The sequence below is a fragment of the Lonepinella sp. BR2474 genome, assembly GCF_051851555.1.
Lineage (GTDB): Bacteria > Pseudomonadota > Gammaproteobacteria > Enterobacterales > Pasteurellaceae > Lonepinella.
Map to the genome: position 1 here is coordinate 1 of NZ_JBPDVH010000011.1, position 19,871 is coordinate 19,871.

The following is a 19,871-nucleotide window of genomic DNA, read 5'->3' on the forward strand; positions in this document are numbered from 1 at the left end:
ATGTTAACACCACGGCAACTGGTAAAGTGGGTTATGATGAAGAACATCCGCAAGGTTATGTGGGTGCGAAAACAATAGCAGATGCGATTAACTCGGCTTACCACACTGTCAGCACTGCAAATAACGATGATCAAGTTGTTGCCTCTAACCTGTCCACTGAAATTTCAGCGGGTGATAACATCACTTATGCCGCAGGTAAAAACCTTGTGGTGAAAATGGACGATAAGGACACAACAACACCTGTTGTGACCTACGGTTTAGCTAAAGACATCAATGTCAGTACGATTACTGTTGTCGATCCAGATGATGAAAATGCAACACCAATCACAATTGGTAACAATGAAATCTCTGGTTTAGACGGTACGTTAGCCAATGCTGAGGGTGCAACTGGTTTAGATGCGCCAACGGATGCAGACGAAACCAAAGCAGCGACGTTAGGCGATGTGTTAAATTCAGGTTGGAACTTGAAAGAAAACGGCGGCGCCAAAGACTTTGTTAAAGCCTACGACACAGTAAACTTTGTGGACGGTAACGGCACAACAGCGAACGTTGCAATGAATGGCGATACCGTGGCAAATGTCACATTTAACGTCAAAACCGACGGTAGCACCGTGAAAGTGGATGAAAACGGCAATGTGACTGCGGTAACCACAGGCATTACACCAGCCGATAAAACGACTAAACCAACGGGTAAAGTGGAATTAGCGGACAGCAATGCGGGTTCAAGCCTTGTAAATGCAAGCACCGTGGTTGATGCGATTAACTCTGCTTACTTCAGCGCATCAACATTAAATACCGATGTGCAAGTTGTTGGATCAGACAAAACAAGTCAAATCTCTGCAGGTGATAACATCACTTACGCAGCAGGTAAAAACTTACTTGTGAAAATGGACAATGAGTCTTCCACAAACCCTGTGGTCACTTATGGTCTGGCGGAAGAAATTGACGTTAAAAAAGTGACAGTGGGCGACGTCGTCATTGATGCAGCAACTAACGTGATTTCTGGTCTGGCAGACGGTGATATTTCAGAGGATAGCACCCAAGCGATTAACGGAAGTCAGTTGTATAACCTTATCTCAACGAACTCCGTGAACACGCTTGCGCTTTCTGATGGTGTAAGCTTACCAGAAGGTAAAATCGAAGTCAGCGGCATTGATGCCAATGCAACCGATGAAGAAAAAGCAGCGGCAAATAATAAACTTGCCACGGTGGGTAATGTCGCAAATGCCATTAACAGTGCATTCCATACAGTTACTGTGGCGAACACCGATGTTCAAGTTGAGGCCAATACAGGTTCAACCCAAATCTCTGCGGGTGATAACATCACTTATGCAGCGGGTAAAAACTTAGTGGTGAACATTAACAAGACAGATACGACAACACCAGTCGTCACTTATGGCTTGGCGAAAGACATCGAAGTGAACACCGCCACTGTGGGTTCAACCAAACTTGCAAGCGATGCAGCGGGTAACCTTGTGATTGGCAACAGCAGCACTGGCGCACCAGTTCAAATTAAGAACGTAGCGGCAGGTACGGCTAATACCGATGCGGTAAACGTAGGCCAATTAAAAGGTGCAGTTAACCACTTGAATAATCGCATTAACGACGTGAAAAAAGAATCACGTGCAAGCGCAGCCGGTGCAAGAGCTGCTGCAGCCTTACCACAGGTTTACATTCCAGGTAAGTCCATGGTTGCTGCTGCTGCAGGTACATTCAAAGGCCAAAGCGCTGTGGCAGTGGGTTATTCCCGTGCGAGCGACAACGGTAAACTTATCTTGAAACTTCAAGGTGACGCTAACTCACAAGGTGATGTGGGTGGTGCTGTCGGCTTAGGTTACCAATGGTAATTCGCCGTTAAATAAACCATTAAAATGCGACCGAAAGGTCGCATTTTTTTTGGTCGGGAAAAAATGGTTATATATACTCATTGCACTACAAGGTTAAGCATGATGATGCCACGCTGTGGCTAGAGGGATCGAGAAAAAAGAGGCTGAAAAGGACATAAAAAAAGTGCCTATATTTCAAGGCACTACTCGGAAAGCAAAATATGTCTGGCTATTTATCATAGCACTTGTTTTAAGTGCGGTCATAATAATGAAATATTTTTATGATTGCAAATAGCAATGTTCATTTTTGTGACGTAGGTCACATGAATAACATATAATTGCTTATTTTTTAGTTATTTTCCTGTGAAACCAAAGCTAATCAATACTTTTTTCGCCTCATCAGATTTTAAATAATCCAAAAAGGCTTTGGCATCTGCACTGTCATGATCTTTGATTAATGCCACTGGATATTCTACTGGTGGGTGGCTGTCTTCTGGGAAAGTGGCAACCACTTTCACTTTTTGACTTGCGGCGGCATCAGTACCATAAACCACACCTAATGGGCTTTCCGCTTGTTCCACTAATGCTAACGCTGCACGTACGTTGTTGGCACGAGCTAATTTGCTTTCTACACTGCTCCATTGACCTAAATGGGTTAACGCTGTTTTAGCATATTTACCTGCAGGCACGTGATCAGGATCGCCCACCGCTAAGAAATGACCGTCTAAGGCTTTTTGCCATTTGTCATTGCTTAAATCTACGCTGTCAATTTTGCTATCTTTCGGTGCAATCATCACAAGGCTGTTACCCACTAAAATGGCACGGCTATCTTTGACAATGGCATCTTTCTCTGCCACATAGTCCATCCATTTTAAATCGGCTGAAACGAAAATATCCGCCGGTGCGCCTTGTTCAATTTGTTTGGCCAACACAGAAGAAGACGCAAAAGAGAACACCACTTCTTCACTTGGTTTGACTTTTTGATAATCATCTGCCACTTGTTGTAAAGCGTTGGTCATTGACGCAGCAGCAAAAACAGTGACTTTTGCCATCGCACTTTGGCTCATGATTAAACCTACACCCACAACTAATGCGAGTTTTTTCATCGTTAATTTCATTATTTTCTCCTTGAATGGTTAACGGTATCACGCAGATTATATAACGAATTCAAAAAGAAAAGCTACAAGAATCGCCCTATTTCCTTTAAAATAGCGCAAATGGTTTAGCCTTGATAGGAATGAAAAAGATGAATACTGAAATCTTGCTCACAATTAAATTACAACAGCAACTTTTTGTGGATCCGAAAAGGATTCGATTATTAAAAGAAATTCAAAAATGTGGATCCATCAATCAAGCGGCCAAAAATGCCAAAGTCAGCTATAAAAGCGCATGGGATCATCTGGCGGCCATGGATGAAATGAGCCCTCAGCCGATTCTAGAGCGTAATGTGGGCGGCAAAAATGGCGGCGGCACCCACTTAACCAGTTATGCCAAGCGTTTATTACAACTCTATGATTTATTAGAACAAACCCAAGAAAAAGCGTTTAATATTCTGCAAGATGAACAGATTCCGTTAAATAGTTTACTCAGTGCAACCGCTCGCTTTTCGTTAAAAAGTAGTGCCAGAAATCAGCTTTTTGGCAAAGTAAAACAATGTATCATTCATCAACTTAATGCCATGGTCGAAATTGAATTACCCTCTCTTGCTCAACCTATTTATGCGTGGATTACACAAAAAAGTGCGGTGCGTTTACAGCTAAGTTGGGGCAAAGAAGTTATGTTGATGATCAAGGCACCTTGGGTGAAAATTCATACAGATATAAGTCAATATCAAGCAGATGAAAAAAATCTATTCCCTGTTCAAGTTTCGTCAATTTTAGACAAAGGCGACAGTAAAGAAGTTTTACTGACAATCAATGATCAACTTGAATTTTGTGCCACGGCACCACATCAACAAGAATTTGATGTCGGGCAACAGGTTTGGGTCAAGATCGATCCTGAACAGATTATTTTGGCAACGCTGTATTAAATGAAAAAAATCATCTCTTTTTTCATTTTCCTATTTACATAAATGTACTAGTGTAATAGTATAACAGCATTCTATTTTAAACCTAATATAAGGAAATATAATGACAGATACGTTACTCGATCCCTATTTTGGGGAGTTTGGCGGCATGTATGTGCCAGAAATTCTGATTCCCGTACTCAAACAGTTAGAAAAAGCCTTTGTCGATGCCAAAGAGGATCCCAAATTTCAAGCCGAATTTCAAGATTTACTCAAAAATTACGCCGGTCGTCCGACGGCATTAACCCTGTGTAAAAATATCACCAAAGGCACCAAAACCAAAATTTATCTCAAACGTGAAGACTTGTTGCACGGTGGCGCCCACAAAACCAATCAAGTGTTAGGCCAAATTTTATTGGCAAAACGCATGGGTAAAACTCGCATTATTGCCGAAACAGGCGCGGGTCAACATGGTGTCGCAACGGCTCTCGCTTGTGCTATGCTTGGTATGCCTTGTTTGGTTTATATGGGGGCAAAAGATGTAGAACGCCAGTCACCAAACGTGTTTCGTATGCGATTAATGGGGGCGGAAGTGGTGCCTGTGCAAAAAGGATCTTGCTCACTCAAAGATGCCTGCTGTGAGGCCATGCGTGACTGGGCAGCCAATTATGACACAACCCACTATTTAATCGGTACCGCAGCCGGCCCTCACCCTTTCCCGACCATTGTACGTGAATTCCAAAAAATGATCGGTGAAGAAACCAAACGCCAAATTTTAGAAAAAGAGGGACGCTTACCTGATGCCGTAATTGCAGCCGTAGGCGGTGGATCCAATGCGATTGGTATGTTTGCAGATTTTATCGAAGAAAAAAGCGTACGTCTAATCGGTATTGAACCGGCAGGAAAAGGCATTGAAACAGGTGAACATGGTGCCCCATTAGGTGAGGGAAAACCGGGTATTTATTTCGGTATGAAATCGCCGATTATGCAAACGGAAGACGGTCAAATTGAAGAATCTTACAGCATTTCTGCGGGTCTGGACTTCCCATCCGTTGGCCCACAACATGCCTATTTAAATAGTATTGGACGTGCCGAATACCCGAGCATTACCGATGATGAGGCCTTAGATGCGTTCAGAGAATTAGCTCAACACGAGGGTATTATTCCTGCTCTGGAAAGTTCCCACGCCTTGGCTCATGCGTTAAAAATGGCAAAACAAGCACCAGAAAAAGAACAATTATTGGTGGTGAATTTATCAGGTCGTGGTGATAAAGATATTTTTACCGTAGATAAAATTTTTACTGAAAGAGGGATCCTATAATGAGTCGTTTTGCTACCCTATTTGACAATTTAAAAGCAAAAAATCAAGGTGGATTTGTGCCATTTGTTACCTTAGGCGATCCTGATTTTGAGCGTTCTTTTGAGATTATTTGTACGCTTGTAGATAACGGTGCAGATGCCTTAGAACTCGGTTTTCCCTTCTCGGATCCTTTGTTAGATGGCTCTGTGATTCAAGCGGCCAATAACCGTGCTTTAAAAGCAAACTGCAGTACCGAAGAAAGTTTTCAACTGATCGAAAAAGTGCGGTCAAAATATCCCGAGATTCCGATTAGTTTATTGCTTTGTGCCAATTTAATTTATGCGCAAACCCTAGACGGTTTTTATCAACGCTGTCAAGCCGTAGGCGTGGATGCGGTACTCGTGGCGGATATTCCGTTATTAGCCAGTCAAGATTATATTCAAGCCGCAGAAAAATACGACATTCAACCTGTCTTTATTTGCCCACCAAATGCAGACGAGGCGACCATTAAAGGCGTGGCGGAAAAATCCCAAGGCTATACCTATTTGGTTTCTCGTGCCGGTGTCACCAGTGCGGAAAACCAAAGTCATGCGAAAAATTTAGATGATTTAGTCGAACGTCTAAAAGCCCATAATGCACCTCCGATTTTGCAAGGTTTCGGTATTGCTCAACCGCAACAGGTGCGTGATGCGTTAGCTATGGGCGTAGCGGGGGCAATTTCAGGCTCGGCAACGGTGAAGATTATTGAGAAAAATTTGAATAATCACGCTCAATGCTTGAAAGAGTTAGCGGAATTTGTGAAAGCAATGAAACAAGCCACGTTATAACCTGTAATTTATTTCATAAAACACTATATAAAAAAACAAATAGCCACTTTTCAAAGTGGCTATTTGTGTTATAATCGCCCGTGGTTGGTCGGGTGTGTTATCGCTTTCCCGACTGGTACTCGGGCTAGCGATATCCTCCCAAATCTTACCGATCTAAGGAGGTGATGATGTATGAAATGGTTGAAGATTTTACTCATCTTGATCATTATCTTCATGCTAACTGCTGATACCCCTATCGTCAGATAGCAACCCAACCAAGGGCGGACTTCGGTTCGCCCTTGTCTGGCGACACACCGCAAGCGTTTAGCTAGACTGGCAACCCAACTAGGGGCGGACCTCGGTCCGCCCTTTCTTGTATTATAAGGATTTCTAGTCGAATTTCAACCCCTCGCTTTTCAATTTTCTCGACCTGTCAGCACTGCATCAAATCTGGCAGATTTCTGCAAAATCCGTTGAGCCAATTTTTCAATACGTTGTTTGGTTGCCTGTTTGACCAGTTGCTTATCAACATTCATTAACGCAGGGCTATCTGTCAGCCAATAACTTTGTTCCAACGCCCCAAATTGTGCCAAAATTGATTCTTTGGCTAACATTAATTGGTTTTGTTTTTCGGCGACTTTTTTTGTCAGCAGTGTGGGATCAATGCCTTTTTCTAACAGTTCATCAACGATTTTATGTGCTTGCAAGCGTAATTCTTCTGCCCGTTTAGGCTCACAACTAAATTCAATTTTTCCCTCTAGTTGGGGGGAAAAAGGCTCTTGACTAAACCACGTATTCACCGAATACACGCCTGATAATTGTTCTCGCAAGGCTAAACGCAATTTTTCTTGTAAAATATCCGCTAAAATATCTAACAAATTTTCATTTTCTGCTTGCCATTGGTTTTCCGCCGTAAAATAAATTTCGACATCTGCTCTAGGTTCAGGCAAACCTGTTAAGTAAAACGGTGTTGTCGGAATCTGGGCGATCATTGGGGTAAATACTCTCTCTTGTTTTTTCACTGGCACTGTGGCTAAATAAGATTTAGCGAATTTTTGCACCGCCGTTTCATCAATATCACCTACGATAAAATAGGTAAAATCCGTTTTCTCTGCTACATAATGCTGATACAACGCAGAAAGTTGTTGTGCGGTTAAATCTAAGGTATTTTTACGGTTTTTGCTATACACGGTTTCTCGTTTAGGAAAACGTAACGCTGTCACCTGTTGCATAAATACCGTTTCTTTATTATGCTCTTTCAACTCTTGATTTAAGGCTTTTCGATAATCCATTAATACCTTATTGGAAATGGGATTAGTTTGTAATTTTAAACGAAACAGCAACAGTAATTTATCCAAATCATCCGCTTTACCCGCTGCCGTGAAACCTTGTTTTTCGTCATCAATTACGGTGGTAAAGGCAATGGGATTACGACTAAAATAGCGATTAATTTCACCCTGAGAAAGAGAACCGATGCCGGTTTCATCCACCAAATTGACTGCGGTTCGCAAGGCTTGATATTGATTATCTGGTACAGAACGCAATCCGCCTTGGGTCACGGCTTTAAAATACACCTGTTGTGGGCTTTGATTGCTGTATAAGTAAATAAGTTTGCTACCATTACTTAAGCGAAATTCCGTGATAGACTGCTCTTGCCAACGTTTTTCCACCCGAATGTTCCCTTGTCCAAACTCCATCTCAGGCAACGTCACATCTTGTTGTTCCGCTTGCCAATGCTGTTGCGGTTGGGATAATAAACGTTGCCACTCTTGTTCTAACTGGTTGGCAGTAAAGGATAATTTCTGTTGTGGCATAGGTTGGGTAATCAACATTAATTTGGCTTTTAATTGCAACATTTGCTGAAAAGTGCGGTGAATATCGCTTAACTTTATTTGAGCCAATAGCTGTTGATTTAAACGATATTTATCTTCCATTGATAGCACCGTTTGATTGTTTGCCATTGAAACAATCAAATCATTCGCCATCTTAATGCTCGTAGCTTTCACTTCTCGCTGACGTTCATTGAGTTTTTGCAAGCGTTGAATTTCGTCATTGAGTTCTTGTTGGGTGAATCCATTTTGATAAATTTCCGCAAGAAAATGAAACAGTTGAGAAATAGCTTGTTGATAGCGTTGATCATTCAGTTGCAATGAAAAGGTGGCTTGCAAGGTTTGTTTGCCTAAGTGGCTATGATAAAAATTCGCTGTATTTATCACCGCACTTTCCTGCTGTTTTAACGCTGTTTCCCACTGCTGAAAACGTAAATTCATCAAGCGAATCACAATCTGTTGCCATAAATCTTGCTGATAGGATCCCACGGTATTTTTATCATTGGCATCGCTAAACAAGCTAAATTCAACACTCGGTTCTTTAATTTCCTTTTCAGACACTGTCGCCAATCGCCATTGTTGGGACAAGGGAATGTGATAATCCATTTTCGGCAAAGGAATCGCTTGCTGTGGGTTGGGTGCATCTAATTGCGTTTGTACTAACTTTTCCATTTGCTGACGATCAATATCGCCCACTACAATCAAAATGGCGTTATCTGCCCGATACCATTTTTTATAGAAATCTTTCACTCGCTGTGCCGTGACATTTTTGATAATGTTCACATCGCCGATCGGATCTCGCAATACATAGCGAGAATGTGCCATTTCCACTTGGCTTTTTTTATCCCCTAAACGCAACATCGGGCTTAAACGAGCTCGCCATTCTTCTAGTACCACACCACGTTCTAAATCCAAATCTTGCGGTAAAATGGTTAAATGATTTAACCATTGGTCGATCACGTTTAATGCCAATTTCAGGGTTTTATCATCATTTTTGGCGATGTTTAACGTATAAACTGTGTTTTCAAAATCCGTAAACGCATTAATATCCCGAGCAAATTTCATCCCTAACTGCTCTAAGGCATTAATAATCTGATTTTGTGGATATTGTTCCGAACCATTAAACGCCATATGTTCCACTAAATGAGCGATGCCCTTTTGGTCATCATCTTCATTCATAGAACCGGCGTTTATCACCAACCGCATATACACTCGCCCTTTCGGATCATCACTCGGCAAAATGAGATAACGCAAACCGTTATCTAATTTCCCTTGCAATGCCATAGGCTCAAAAGGCAAAGGATCCGACAGGTTAAAGGTGGGCTGAAAAGAAGATTGGCAAGCACATAATAGGCTTGCCAATAAAATTAGGATCGCTTTCATTATTAAAATTCGTAGCCTAGCTCAAGCCAATATTCACGCCCTGCACTATAAAAGCCGTAATCTTCGCCTGATGATGTTATGCCACGACGAGTTTTATTTAACACATTCAACACATCAAATTTCACAAATACGGAATGATTATTAAACACTTTCGGCTGCCAACGAATGCTGCTGTCCCATTGGGTATGGGTGCCGTAATTGTAACTACGGAAAGCAGGTAATCCATTGATTTCATCATCATTTTCACTGGCACCTTTGATCGGGGCTTTCACATAAAGGTTATTCGACCACACCACATTATAATCTGGCACCGCCATATCTAAACCTAAACGCACTTCCCATTCTTCACGATTACTGTTAATTTTGGCTCGCATAGCATCACGAGTCATTAATTTACCGTCTAAATACACCAAGGAAGATCCGTCATAATTGCCCGTATTGACCCCTTTCATATCGAGCCAGTCGAAAGCCAATGCTGTTTTCCATTCCGTTACTCCCCATTTCCACGGTTCAGCATTTTTGATTTGTAAAGTGTAAACATCATTGCTGTAATCTTGCCCTTTGGCAAAATAACGCTCGCTACCGTCATCGTGCAACACAATGCGATCTTTATTTTTACGGTGAATGTATTTGGCATCGAAAATCACATTCGCCCATTGTTGTTGCAAGCCTAAACTCAATTCATCCGTGTGTGGCGTTTTGAAAGAAGATAAGTCATTGTAGGTAAAACGAGAATCATCGTAGCCTTCTAATTTATAGATGGCTTGGGTTAATTTCATTGATGCAAAAGAGCGACCATAATAACGGTTCCAACCTGCACTTAACTTCGTTTGCTCAAACGGTTTCCACGTTGCCACAAACCGCGGTGCAAAATTGGTATTTTTTAAGTAGTTATCTCGTTCTAAACGTACACCAGGGCGAAATTCAAGATTCTTCCAACTGATTAAATCTTCCAGATAAACCGCTATATTTTGGTAACTGGCTTTCACTTTGCCTTTATGAACTTGATTTGAGCTGCCCAATACTAATTCATCATAATCACCGTCGCCATCATCGTCAAAATAATCCTGATTATAGATTTCACCTGTGGCATCTTGATCACGGTTAAAACGATATTTGGTAAACTGATAAATGCCCCCTAAGGATATGGAATGTTCCGTGGTGCCAAGATTAAAAGCATCAAGGGCATATTCCATTGAGGCGTGCAAATTATCTTGGGTTAAATCACTGTTACCCATTCCGCCGGTAAAGTATTCATCACCATCCACAATATAGGTTTTCATTTGGGTCGAGGCGGATTTCCGTTTATCTTTAAACTGATCGTACGCTAATGTGGTGGTTAACACCCCATTATCCAAGGATTTCACCCACGCCAACGTACCGCCATAGGCCTGATGATAATCACGCACATCGCTATCAATATTGGTAGCATAGAATTTACTTTCACGGTAATTAGAATAACGTAAACCGAGTTCAACTCGATTTTGATCATTCGGCGTCCAGTTAAAATTCAACAAGGCATTAGTGGAACGGCGAATATGATCTTGTTTGTCCGTATCCCCTTGCGGATTGATTAAACGCTGTTGCTGAATATGGGCAGAACGTTGGCTTAATCCGACCACCATCCCTAAATTATCGGTTAAGGCTTTTTGTGCCGAAACACTGAAAAACTGTTTATCATATTTCGGTTGATAATCTGCATCACTACCATTGGGTGTAGCCTGTTCAAATTTAGCCCGATCTTCATCGCTTAAATGAAATTTCGCCCATTGTGAACGAGAAGTACGATAACGCAACTGTACGCCATCTTTGCCGTCATATTGTTTGGTTTTCGCCACTACCGCACCGCCAGTAAATCCCCCTAAACTGGCCGAAATATCACTGTCGTAAACCGTGACGGAAGACAACAAATTCGCATCAAAAAAATAGGCTTGTGGACTATTTGCCACTGGTAAGCTCAACATTGAACCATCAAACAAATCTGCCCCTAAATCATTATTGGCATTGACGTTATCCACAAAATAACTGGTTTGATTAGACTCTGCCCCATTAATTGACACTGCAACAGGTTTAATTTCACCTCGTTGGAAACTGCTTTCATCGCTGTGTTCAAAACGAACATGCGGATTGGCTTTTAAATAATCAGAAATATTGCCATTGCTGACTGGTTGTTGTTTAATATCTTCACTGCTAACAGCTTGACTTGATGAAATTCTGCTGTTTTGATTGGCGTACACCACAATTTCAGCAAGTTGATTTTCGTTTTTTGTTGGCGTAGTTTGTTCTGCCTGAGCGGAAAGTGCAAGGCAAATGCTCACCGCTAATAAGGTTTTTTGTGTTTTGTTCATAATAAATCCTTTATATTGATAATCGTTATCAACAATTATAATCAAGATTAAAATGTAATGCAATAATCGACTATGCTTAAAAAAGCCTTGAATTTCAACAACTCAAGGCTTTTTTATGTGAAATTCCACTAGAAACGCATTTCTACCGAGGCGGCAAAATTACGGCCAGGGGCATAATAGCGTTCTAGGCCTTTGCCCTCTTTATCCACGGTGTTGGTGGTGCTAGCGGTAATGTTGATGCCTCGCAAAGCGTCCCAAGTATGATATTTTCGATTGAAAATATTATAGGCACCGGCACGTAACGTAATGTTTTTATTTACTCTGACGAAACCGAATACATCAAATAAAGCGGCTGAGCCGTTTAACCATGGGTAATCCTTAGTTTTGCCACGAGGATCATTATAGGCATTCAGAATTTGAGCATCTTTGCCTTTTTTAGCACCAAGATATGTCCAACGGGCGGAGAATCCCCAACGATCATCAGGATCGTCGTAACCAAAGCCTAAAATGACTTTAATTGGCTGAATGGAAAGTAAGCTCAAATCAGTATCATATAATTTACTTTTGCTATACCCCACCGATCCCATGGCATTCCAACCCTGTGGCACTTTATTCCAAATACCATTCAGATTAAGTTTTCCTGTGAAATCAAATCCCATAATGCGGGCTCTATCTAAGTTTTGAGCCTGTTGGAATAAGGTTTCGGCATAACCGTTAGTTTCTGTTGGGCTACAAAGCTCGCCACAACTTACCCAAGCGACAGTTTCTCGTTCATACAAGAAATCTTTGTAGCTCGTGTGGTAAGCATTCAACGTTGCAGAGCCAAAATCGCCATTGGCGGAAAGCTGAATGGCGTTGTTGAAACTTAATTCGGCTTTTAATTTTGGATTAGCTAGCCAGTTACCCGATAGGCTTTTGAAAGTAAAATACATTTCAGAGGCTGACGGTACACGGTAACCACTGGACAAACTATAACCAATTCGCCAAATATCATTGATTTGATAATCTAAACTGCCGCTCGCACTTAAGCCTTGGAACTCTGCTCCTTTTGGCGTGGTTTTCTCACAAGCATGACAGACTTCATTCACATCTTGTGGGGTCAATTTAGTGTAATCATAACGAATACCAAATTTACTGCTCCAAGTATCATTCCATTGCACTTTATCTTGCAAAGAGGCATAAAAGTTAATGGTTTTCACTGGATTTTGAATGGTATAAGGCAATACATAGGTTTGATTTTGGCTCGGAAACTCAATGGTATCAATATTTTGATTATAGAAACGCTTGTCCGATAAGCCCATGCGTAAAGACAATAAATGGGTACCAAAACGTTCCCCCAATGACACGCTATCTGCTCGCAAAGAAATCCGATTAAAGCGGCTACGCATCCTGCGATCGTACCATTCAATTAAGGAAATATTACGATAGGTTTTGTAATTTAACGCCTCAACGTTCGTGCGTTGCCAGTCGTAATCCAATTTGACATAAGCCAAATAATCACTGACAGGGAAATATTCGTAGGCTACGTTTAAATTATCACGGTGGGTTTTATCGGTGCTGTTACGGAAAAAACTGTCTAATAAAGCATAGGATTTTTCATCATTCTGCGCCCAGTTTCTTGCGCCTGTATAAGACACACTAAATTTATGCGTATCGTTGAGTAAATACGACAGTTTGCCTAAGAAATTATGATTGCGGTGATTGCTTGGATCGGGAATACCTCGGGCATCGCCATAAATATCTTCGCCATTACCTCGGCTTTTCATTTCTTGCCCACGGCGTTGTGAATAAAGCGCCACCGCCTCCCAGCCGTTGTCTTTATAGGCTAAACCACCTGTATTGGTCCATTCGTTATTTTTACTGCCGAAACCACTTTTTAACAATACGCCGACTTTATTGCGTTGACCGTTTTCATCTGTGGGTAAAATAATATCGTCTGCTGTCAAGGTGTGATAATTGACGCTGCCGCCGAGATTTCCGCTCCCTGCATTAAAAGAATCTGATCCTCGTACAATATCAATACCTTGCACCAATTCTGGATCGATCACAATACGTGAACTATTAAAGTTGCCATAACGTGCATAAAGGGAATTTTCTTCCGAATCGGGCAAGGCCACGCCGTCAATAATGATCCCAACACGGTTTCCCTCCACCCCACGAATCGCAAAGCCTTTCGTGTGGCGACCGTTATCACTGATCCCCACATCCGTGGTATAACGCACCAAATCTCGGCTGTCAGAAACTAATTCATCTTGAATTTGGCGACGTGTTTTTTTGATTTCGCCGTGAATTTTGACGTCTTCCTTGCCTACCACATTAATTTGTTCTAACTGTTCCTCTGCTTGAGATAACGCAGGGTTAAGGGCTAAGGCAATACAGAACGCACCAAGTGTTAATCTGTATGTCGAACTCATTGTATTTTCCTTAATAAATTATCAAACTGAAAACAAAAAACGGCGGACGAACCGCCGTTAGGTTTAGGGATTACTCTGTAATTTTATCTTTTACTGCCTCTAATTTTGGCACAATTTCTTCAGAGTGTGTTAATTTGCTTTGAGCTTTATCAAGTTGCTCTTGGTAATAACCTTTAGCCCAATCGCTAGTTGCATTTTTAACATTATCAGCTTGTTTAGCAACTTCCGCTTTCATTTCCTCAACCACTTTTAGATCATTACTTAATTGTTCGCAACCTCTCCAAGTGCAATTCACTTTACTTGCACCAAAGGCACCATTGTAGTCTTTTTCATCGCCTTGTGTTTGGTAGAATACCCCTGCGATATCTTGACCACTCGAACCATAGAATGCCCCTTTGGTTTGTACCCCATTAAGCATGCCATCAAACTCCGTACCTTTCACTTTGGCACCAAGTGTTAACTTAGTTTGCTCACCGTCTTTTAACTCAAGCATAAGGTTTTTATTATCAAAATCCACTGCACCTAAAGCACTAAGCTCGATATATTGACCATCCTTGCCATAGAATGCACCACCTTTATAGGTGTAAACACCAGTGACTTTACCGTCTGCATCAACACTATAAATTTGCTGCCCCTCAGCACTTTCATACCCACTTTGTAAATCTGAATAATTAAATGGTGAACGGTTTGTACTGCCCTCTTCTGGTGTACGAATACCCTGTACAAATAAGTGAGTAATACCATCTTTAACAATGTAACCAAAACGTGTTTGTTCAAAATCTTGGCTATTACGTTTGCTTGGTAAATAACCTACTTTACCAATCGCCACATCACCTTCTTTAATGTCTTTTGCTGTAATAGGATTATTTCCGCTACCTACTTTTCCATTTTTGTCATCTTCAGGATGGAACTGATCACGCCATGCGACAATTTCATCATCGCTATATAAAGAGATTTTTTTACCATCAATGACTAATTCGTTCAGGTTTTTATTATCTGTTGCAAAGTTTTTATTTTCAAACTCTTCGCCAACTTTCACGATAGTACCATTTACATAAGTAAACTTATTATTGGTATTTTCGTCTGTATATGTTTGACTTGTGCCAAATCCTTTTTTCACTTCTGCCACATTTTTATCGACACGTGGCTTATCCGCTTTCTCAGCTTCTTCTTTTGCTTTTTCTTCAGCAGCGGCTTTCTCAGCGTCTGCTTTTGCTTTTTCGGCCTCAGCTTTGGCTTTTTCTGCTGCTGCTTTTTCGGCCTCAGCTTTTGCTTTCTCTGCTGCCGCTTTTTCGGCCTCAGCTTTGGCTTTTTCTGCTGCCGCTTTTTCAGCCTCAGCTTTGGCTTTTTCTGCTGCCGCTTTTTCAGCCTCAGCTTTGGCTTTTTCTGCTGCCGCTTTTTCTGCATCAGCTTTAGCCTGTTCTGCTGCTTTTGCGGCATCAGCGGCGGCTTTCTCTGCAGCCAGTTTTTCAGCCGCAGCGGCTTTTTCTGCCTCTACTTTTGCTTGTTCAGCCGCTTTGGCCGCCTCGGCAGCGACTTTTTCGGCTTCAATTTTTGCCTTTTCAGCAGCGGCTGCGGCAGCTGCTGCCTCTTGTTCTGCTTTGGCTTTAGCTGCGGCATCTGCCTCTTTCTGTGCTAATTCCATTTCTGTTGTATTTTGATCCGCACTTTGCTCTGTTTCTGTGGTGGAATCATTGCTACTTGAACTTTCATCACTACTGGACGAAGAAGAATCGATAGGTTTAGCTGATGTGGTAGGAGGGGAAGTTAAATACTTGCCTGTATTCGGATCATCACCGCCTTTGGAAGATGAACAAGCAGCTAATGCAGTTGATGCCAATACTACGGTAATCAAATTGAGCGAAAATTTTTTCATATTTTTCATAAAAAGTCCTTTTGGTTGTAACAAATTGATAAGATAGTTTCACAAAATAGCAAAATGCTGAAGTCATTCTATCAACAATCATTTAAATTTTCAATAACAAAAACAATTCTTATTAAGATTGACTATTTATATAAAATCGCCTAAAGTAATAAGGCTTTAAATGCTTTATAAATGAAACACTTCTCTTTTTTATTAATTGATTACTTAGGAGATCTTATGAAACACCTACGTTTAAGTATTATCGCCACAGCAACGGCTCTCGCCTTAACCGCTTGTTCATCTGGTGGCGGTGGAAGTAACTCAAATTCTGCCACGACCACGCCGAAAGCAGAAACCAAAGTGGAAAGTCCAAGTACGTCACACACAGGATCTGAGCAAAACAGTAATGTAAGCGCATCGTCTTCGACACAGAGTAATGTGACTGCCTCTGCAGTAAACACAACTAAACCAACTGAAACCACGCCAACGGTGAACACCACCAAACCCGCTGAAACTACGCCAACGGTGAATACCACCAAACCTGCTGAAACTGCGCCAACGGTGAATACCACCAAACCCGCTGAAACTACGCCAACGGTGAATACAACCAAACCCGCTGAAACTACGCCAACAGTGAATAGCACCAAACCTGCTGAAACTACGCCAACGGTGAATACCACCAAACCAACGGAAACCACACCAACAAAAGACAATACAATCAGCAATGTCTTTGCAGGAACAGGTTTCACCACCATGCCAGATAAAAAATTATCGGGTATCACCGCACAAATTAGCCCAACAGGTAGCGTAACTTCGGCGGCGACCCTCAACTACGCACAAGAAGATTTAAATGAATTAGTGATTGACGATAAAAAAATTGCCATTTTCACCGCAAGAGAATTACTCAGTGGTGGAGATTACAAAGTCTTTACTCAACGTGATGTTAGAGAAGGATCAGCCTCTGGTGCGGTATCTGGCTATGCCATGGGGAATGGGGATACATTCCAAGGTGCCGTGGGCGGTTTCCAAGATATGCACTTTGGTGTATTTAACGAGGGCGAAAACAGTACATTATTTGTACAAGGTTATATCACACCAGTAAGCGGTGTGGGTACCTCTCGCAACAGCGATCAAGTTTACCCAATGCCGAAAAGCGGCAAAGTGACTTACACCCAAGCGTTCTCTGCTTATGGTGAAAAAGGCAAATATCAATTAATGGATACCACGATCCAAGCTGACTTTGGTGAAAAAACCGTGAATGTAACCCTAAAAGATCCGACCACCACGCAAACCAAAGTTACCTTTGATGCCACGATTGACGGCAATACCTTTGCAGGCAATACCAATGGCGTAGAAAGCAAAGGGGCATTTTATGGTTCCGTGGCGAGCCAAATCGGTGGGGTATTCTATCAAACCACGGGTGAAGACAAAGGTAAAAATGGGGTATTTGGTGGTGCGGAGAAACGTTTTACTAAATAGCCTCGTTATCCTATAAGTAACCTAGTATAAAAAGTGCGGTGCAAAAAATAATCATTTTTTACACCGCACTTTTTTATTAACACGACTAACTGTGCTTATTTTTCATCCAACGTTTTAATCCAAAAGAAAAAGAACCAATATTCAATCAGCAATAAAATCACAATACAAATGCGTCCGTAAATGGGCGTAAAATAAAAGCTAATCGCCATCATCACCGTAGACAGGGTCAAAATAGAGATTTTGGATTTTTTAGTTAACGCCCGTTGTTCATCAAAGGATTTAAGGTGTTTTTTGTAAATGTCTGTTTGCAAAAACCAAGCGTGTAGGCGAGGCGAGCTTTTGCCGAAGAAAAATAACGCCAGCAATAAAAATGGCGTGGTGGGCATGACGGGTAAAAACGCACCAATCACACCTAAGCCAATACAGAGAAATCCTAATCCAATATATAAAAAACGCATTCTTTTTCCTTATAAAATTAACAATGTCTGCTTGATTTGTTACAATTCATCACAATATAACAGTAATTATATCGAAATGAAAATTAATATTAATTATTAAAGGAATAAATTATGACAAATCCATTATTGGAAAACAACTCACTCCCGCCATTTTCTCGCATTGAACCGCAACATATTCAGCCTGCGGTGGAAAAATTGATTCAAGATTGCCGTGATGTGACAGAACAAGTGTTAAAACAATCGCAGTTTAGTTGGGCGAATTTTTATCAGCCGTTGGCGGAAGTCAATGATCGCTTGAGCAAAGCATGGTCGCCTGTGGGGCATTTAAATGCGGTGAAAAATAGCCCCGAATTGCGTGATGCCTATCAAGCCTGTTTGCCGTTGTTGTCGGAATATGGCACTTGGGTGGGGCAACATAAGGGGTTGTATGAGGCTTATTTGAGCTTGAAAAATAGCCCTGAATTTGCCAACTATTCCGTGGCACAAAAGAAAGCCATTGAAAATAGTTTGCGTGATTTTGAATTATCAGGGATTGGGTTGCCTGCCGAGCAACAAAAACGCTACGGCGAAATTGTGGCTCGTTTGTCAGATTTAAAATCTCAATTTAGCAATAATGTGTTAGATGCCACCATGGGTTGGGAAAAGCTCATTAGTGATGAAAAAGATCTCGTAGGCTTGCCTGAAAGTGCCTTGCAATTAGCTAAACAATCAGCGGAAAGCAAGGGGCAAACGGGCTATCGTTTCACCTTGGAAATGCCAAGTTATTTGCCTGTGTTAACCTATTGCGAAAACCAAAATTTGCGGGAAGAAATGTATCGGGCTTATGTGACCCGAGCCTCCGAGCAAGGCCCTAACGCAGGAAAATGGGACAATTCAGCGATTATGGAAGAAATTTTGAGCTTGCGTTTGGAGCTTGCCAAATTGCTTGGCTTTGAGCATTACACTGATCTTTCCCTTGCCACCAAAATGGCAGAAAATCCGCAACAAGTATTGGATTTTCTTGAAAATTTAGCCACCAGATCCAAAGCTCAAGGGGAAAAAGAATTAAGCGAACTGAATGCCTTTGTAAAAGAAAATTATCAAGTCAGCGAACTCAATCCTTGGGATATTGCCTTTTACAGCGAAAAACAAAAACAAGCCTTATACGCCATTAATGATGAAGAACTTCGCCCCTATTTTCCCGAAGATCGGGTACTTTCAGGCTTATTTGAGCTGATTAAACGCATTTTCAATATTCGTGCAGTGGAACATTTTGATGTAGAAACCTATCATAAAGATGTGCGTTTCTTTGATTTGATCGACCAAACCAACGAGGTGCGAGGCAGTTTCTATTTGGATTTATATGCCCGTGAACATAAACGGGGCGGGGCGTGGATGGACGATTGTATTGGCCGCAAACGCCAAGCTGACGGCGCAATCCAAAAACCTGTTGCCTATTTAACCTGTAATTTCAACGCCCCTGTGGGCGATAAACCTGCTTTATTCACGCATGATGAAGTGACTACCCTGTTCCACGAATTTGGGCATGGCATTCATCATATGCTGACGTTGATTGATGTAGGTGACGTGTCAGGCATTAACGGCGTGCCTTGGGATGCGGTGGAATTGCCGAGCCAATTTTTAGAAAATTGGTGTTGGGAAGAACAGGCTCTTGCTTTCATTTCAGGACATTACCAAACAGGCGAGCCATTGCCAAAAGAAAAATTAAGCCAATTAATCAAGGCAAAAAATTTCCAAGCTGCCATGTTTGTGTTACGCCAATTAGAATTTGGTTTATTTGATTTCCGCCTACATCATCATTATCAGACGGGCAAAGCCAACCAAATTTTAGACACCTTAAAAGCGGTGAAAAACGAAGTCGCTGTAATCAAAGGTGTAAACTGGGCAAGAACCCCACACAGCTTTAGCCATATTTTCGGCGGCGGTTATTCCGCAGGGTATTACAGCTATTTATGGGCGGAAGTGTTATCTGCTGATGCCTATTCTCGCTTTGAAGAAGAAGGCATTTTCAACCCTGTCACAGGGCAATCTTTCTTAGATGAAATCTTAACCCGTGGTGGTAGTGAAGAGCCTATGCAGCTATTTGAACGCTTCCGTGGGCGTAAGCCGAATTTAGAGGCATTATTGCGTCACAAAGGGATTTCAGGCAATTAATAAGG

Annotated in this window: 12 protein-coding genes; 6 read left to right on the top strand and 6 right to left on the bottom strand. The window is 41.6% G+C overall.

Annotation, left to right across the window (positions count from 1 at the left end):
- A partial coding sequence (locus tag ACTG7Q_RS10270) for a YadA family autotransporter adhesin (protein ID WP_439243540.1) occupies window positions 1-1,847 on the top strand: 1,847 nt, incomplete at its 5' end.
- A gap of 332 nt (window positions 1,848-2,179) precedes the next feature.
- Here ACTG7Q_RS10270 and modA read toward each other — a convergent pair.
- The gene (gene modA / locus ACTG7Q_RS10275; protein ID WP_439243636.1) at window positions 2,180-2,947 is read right to left on the bottom strand and encodes a molybdate ABC transporter substrate-binding protein; all 768 of its coding nucleotides are present in this window, start codon (window positions 2,945-2,947) and stop codon (window positions 2,180-2,182) included.
- A 125-nt stretch (window positions 2,948-3,072) separates the two neighbouring features.
- On the opposite strand from modA, the gene ACTG7Q_RS10280 reads away from it, so the two are divergent.
- The 3 genes from ACTG7Q_RS10280 (at window position 3,073) to trpA (ending at window position 5,958) form a co-directional block, all read left to right on the top strand.
- Window positions 3,073-3,855, top strand: coding sequence for a TOBE domain-containing protein (locus tag ACTG7Q_RS10280; RefSeq protein WP_439243543.1), 783 nt, complete (start codon window positions 3,073-3,075; stop codon window positions 3,853-3,855).
- Window positions 3,856-3,955: 100 nt separating this feature from the next.
- A complete protein-coding gene (gene trpB, locus ACTG7Q_RS10285; protein ID WP_439243546.1) occupies window positions 3,956-5,152 on the top strand; it encodes a tryptophan synthase subunit beta in 1,197 nt (398 codons plus the stop codon).
- The gene (gene trpA, locus ACTG7Q_RS10290) at window positions 5,152-5,958 is read left to right on the top strand and encodes a tryptophan synthase subunit alpha (RefSeq protein WP_439243549.1); all 807 of its coding nucleotides are present in this window, start codon (window positions 5,152-5,154) and stop codon (window positions 5,956-5,958) included. Before trpB ends, trpA begins: the two co-directional genes overlap by 1 nt.
- 395 nt (window positions 5,959-6,353) lie before the next feature.
- Here the strand turns inward: trpA and ACTG7Q_RS10295 are convergent, their stop codons facing one another.
- The 4 genes from ACTG7Q_RS10295 to ACTG7Q_RS10310 all read right to left on the bottom strand — a co-directional run bounded on the left by ACTG7Q_RS10295 (window position 6,354) and on the right by ACTG7Q_RS10310 (window position 15,796).
- Window positions 6,354-9,149 (bottom strand): M16 family metallopeptidase, encoded by a 2,796-nt coding sequence (locus ACTG7Q_RS10295; protein WP_439243553.1) that lies wholly within the window; start codon window positions 9,147-9,149, stop codon window positions 6,354-6,356.
- A 2-nt stretch (window positions 9,150-9,151) separates the two neighbouring features.
- The gene (locus tag ACTG7Q_RS10300; protein WP_439243556.1) at window positions 9,152-11,497 is read right to left on the bottom strand and encodes a TonB-dependent receptor plug domain-containing protein; all 2,346 of its coding nucleotides are present in this window, start codon (window positions 11,495-11,497) and stop codon (window positions 9,152-9,154) included.
- 128 nt (window positions 11,498-11,625) lie between these two features.
- Window positions 11,626-13,911 (bottom strand): TonB-dependent hemoglobin/transferrin/lactoferrin family receptor, encoded by a 2,286-nt coding sequence (locus ACTG7Q_RS10305; protein ID WP_439243558.1) that lies wholly within the window; start codon window positions 13,909-13,911, stop codon window positions 11,626-11,628.
- A gap of 70 nt (window positions 13,912-13,981) precedes the next feature.
- Window positions 13,982-15,796, bottom strand: coding sequence for a hypothetical protein (locus ACTG7Q_RS10310; RefSeq protein WP_439243561.1), 1,815 nt, complete (start codon window positions 15,794-15,796; stop codon window positions 13,982-13,984).
- Between the two features lie 216 nt (window positions 15,797-16,012).
- Here ACTG7Q_RS10310 and ACTG7Q_RS10315 point away from each other — a divergent pair, with 216 nt between their 5' ends.
- Window positions 16,013-17,254: a transferrin-binding protein-like solute binding protein gene (locus tag ACTG7Q_RS10315; RefSeq protein ID WP_439243563.1), complete on the top strand. Its 1,242-nt coding sequence runs from the start codon at window positions 16,013-16,015 to the stop codon at window positions 17,252-17,254.
- Window positions 17,255-17,349: 95 nt separating this feature from the next.
- Here the strand turns inward: ACTG7Q_RS10315 and ACTG7Q_RS10320 are convergent, their stop codons facing one another.
- Window positions 17,350-17,712, bottom strand: a complete 363-nt coding sequence (locus ACTG7Q_RS10320; RefSeq protein WP_439243566.1) for a YbaN family protein — start codon at window positions 17,710-17,712, stop codon at window positions 17,350-17,352.
- A gap of 111 nt (window positions 17,713-17,823) precedes the next feature.
- On the opposite strand from ACTG7Q_RS10320, the gene prlC reads away from it, so the two are divergent.
- Window positions 17,824-19,866: an oligopeptidase A gene (prlC, locus tag ACTG7Q_RS10325; protein WP_439243569.1), complete on the top strand. Its 2,043-nt coding sequence runs from the start codon at window positions 17,824-17,826 to the stop codon at window positions 19,864-19,866.
- The last annotated feature ends 5 nt before the right edge of the window (window positions 19,867-19,871 follow it).

Excerpts from the sequence above, each read along its gene's own strand:
- ACTG7Q_RS10280 (WP_439243543.1), top strand. The coding sequence starts at position 3,073 with ATGAATACTGAAATCTTGCTCACAATTAAATTACAACAGCAACTTTTT.
- trpB (WP_439243546.1), top strand. The coding sequence starts at position 3,956 with ATGACAGATACGTTACTCGATCCCTATTTTGGGGAGTTTGGCGGCATG.
- trpA (WP_439243549.1), top strand. The coding sequence starts at position 5,152 with ATGAGTCGTTTTGCTACCCTATTTGACAATTTAAAAGCAAAAAATCAA.
- ACTG7Q_RS10295 (WP_439243553.1), bottom strand. The coding sequence starts at position 9,149 with ATGAAAGCGATCCTAATTTTATTGGCAAGCCTATTATGTGCTTGCCAA.
- ACTG7Q_RS10300 (WP_439243556.1), bottom strand. The coding sequence starts at position 11,497 with ATGAACAAAACACAAAAAACCTTATTAGCGGTGAGCATTTGCCTTGCA.
- ACTG7Q_RS10305 (WP_439243558.1), bottom strand. The coding sequence starts at position 13,911 with ATGAGTTCGACATACAGATTAACACTTGGTGCGTTCTGTATTGCCTTA.
- ACTG7Q_RS10310 (WP_439243561.1), bottom strand. The coding sequence starts at position 15,796 with ATGAAAAATATGAAAAAATTTTCGCTCAATTTGATTACCGTAGTATTG.
- ACTG7Q_RS10315 (WP_439243563.1), top strand. The coding sequence starts at position 16,013 with ATGAAACACCTACGTTTAAGTATTATCGCCACAGCAACGGCTCTCGCC.
- ACTG7Q_RS10320 (WP_439243566.1), bottom strand. The coding sequence starts at position 17,712 with ATGCGTTTTTTATATATTGGATTAGGATTTCTCTGTATTGGCTTAGGT.
- prlC (WP_439243569.1), top strand. The coding sequence starts at position 17,824 with ATGACAAATCCATTATTGGAAAACAACTCACTCCCGCCATTTTCTCGC.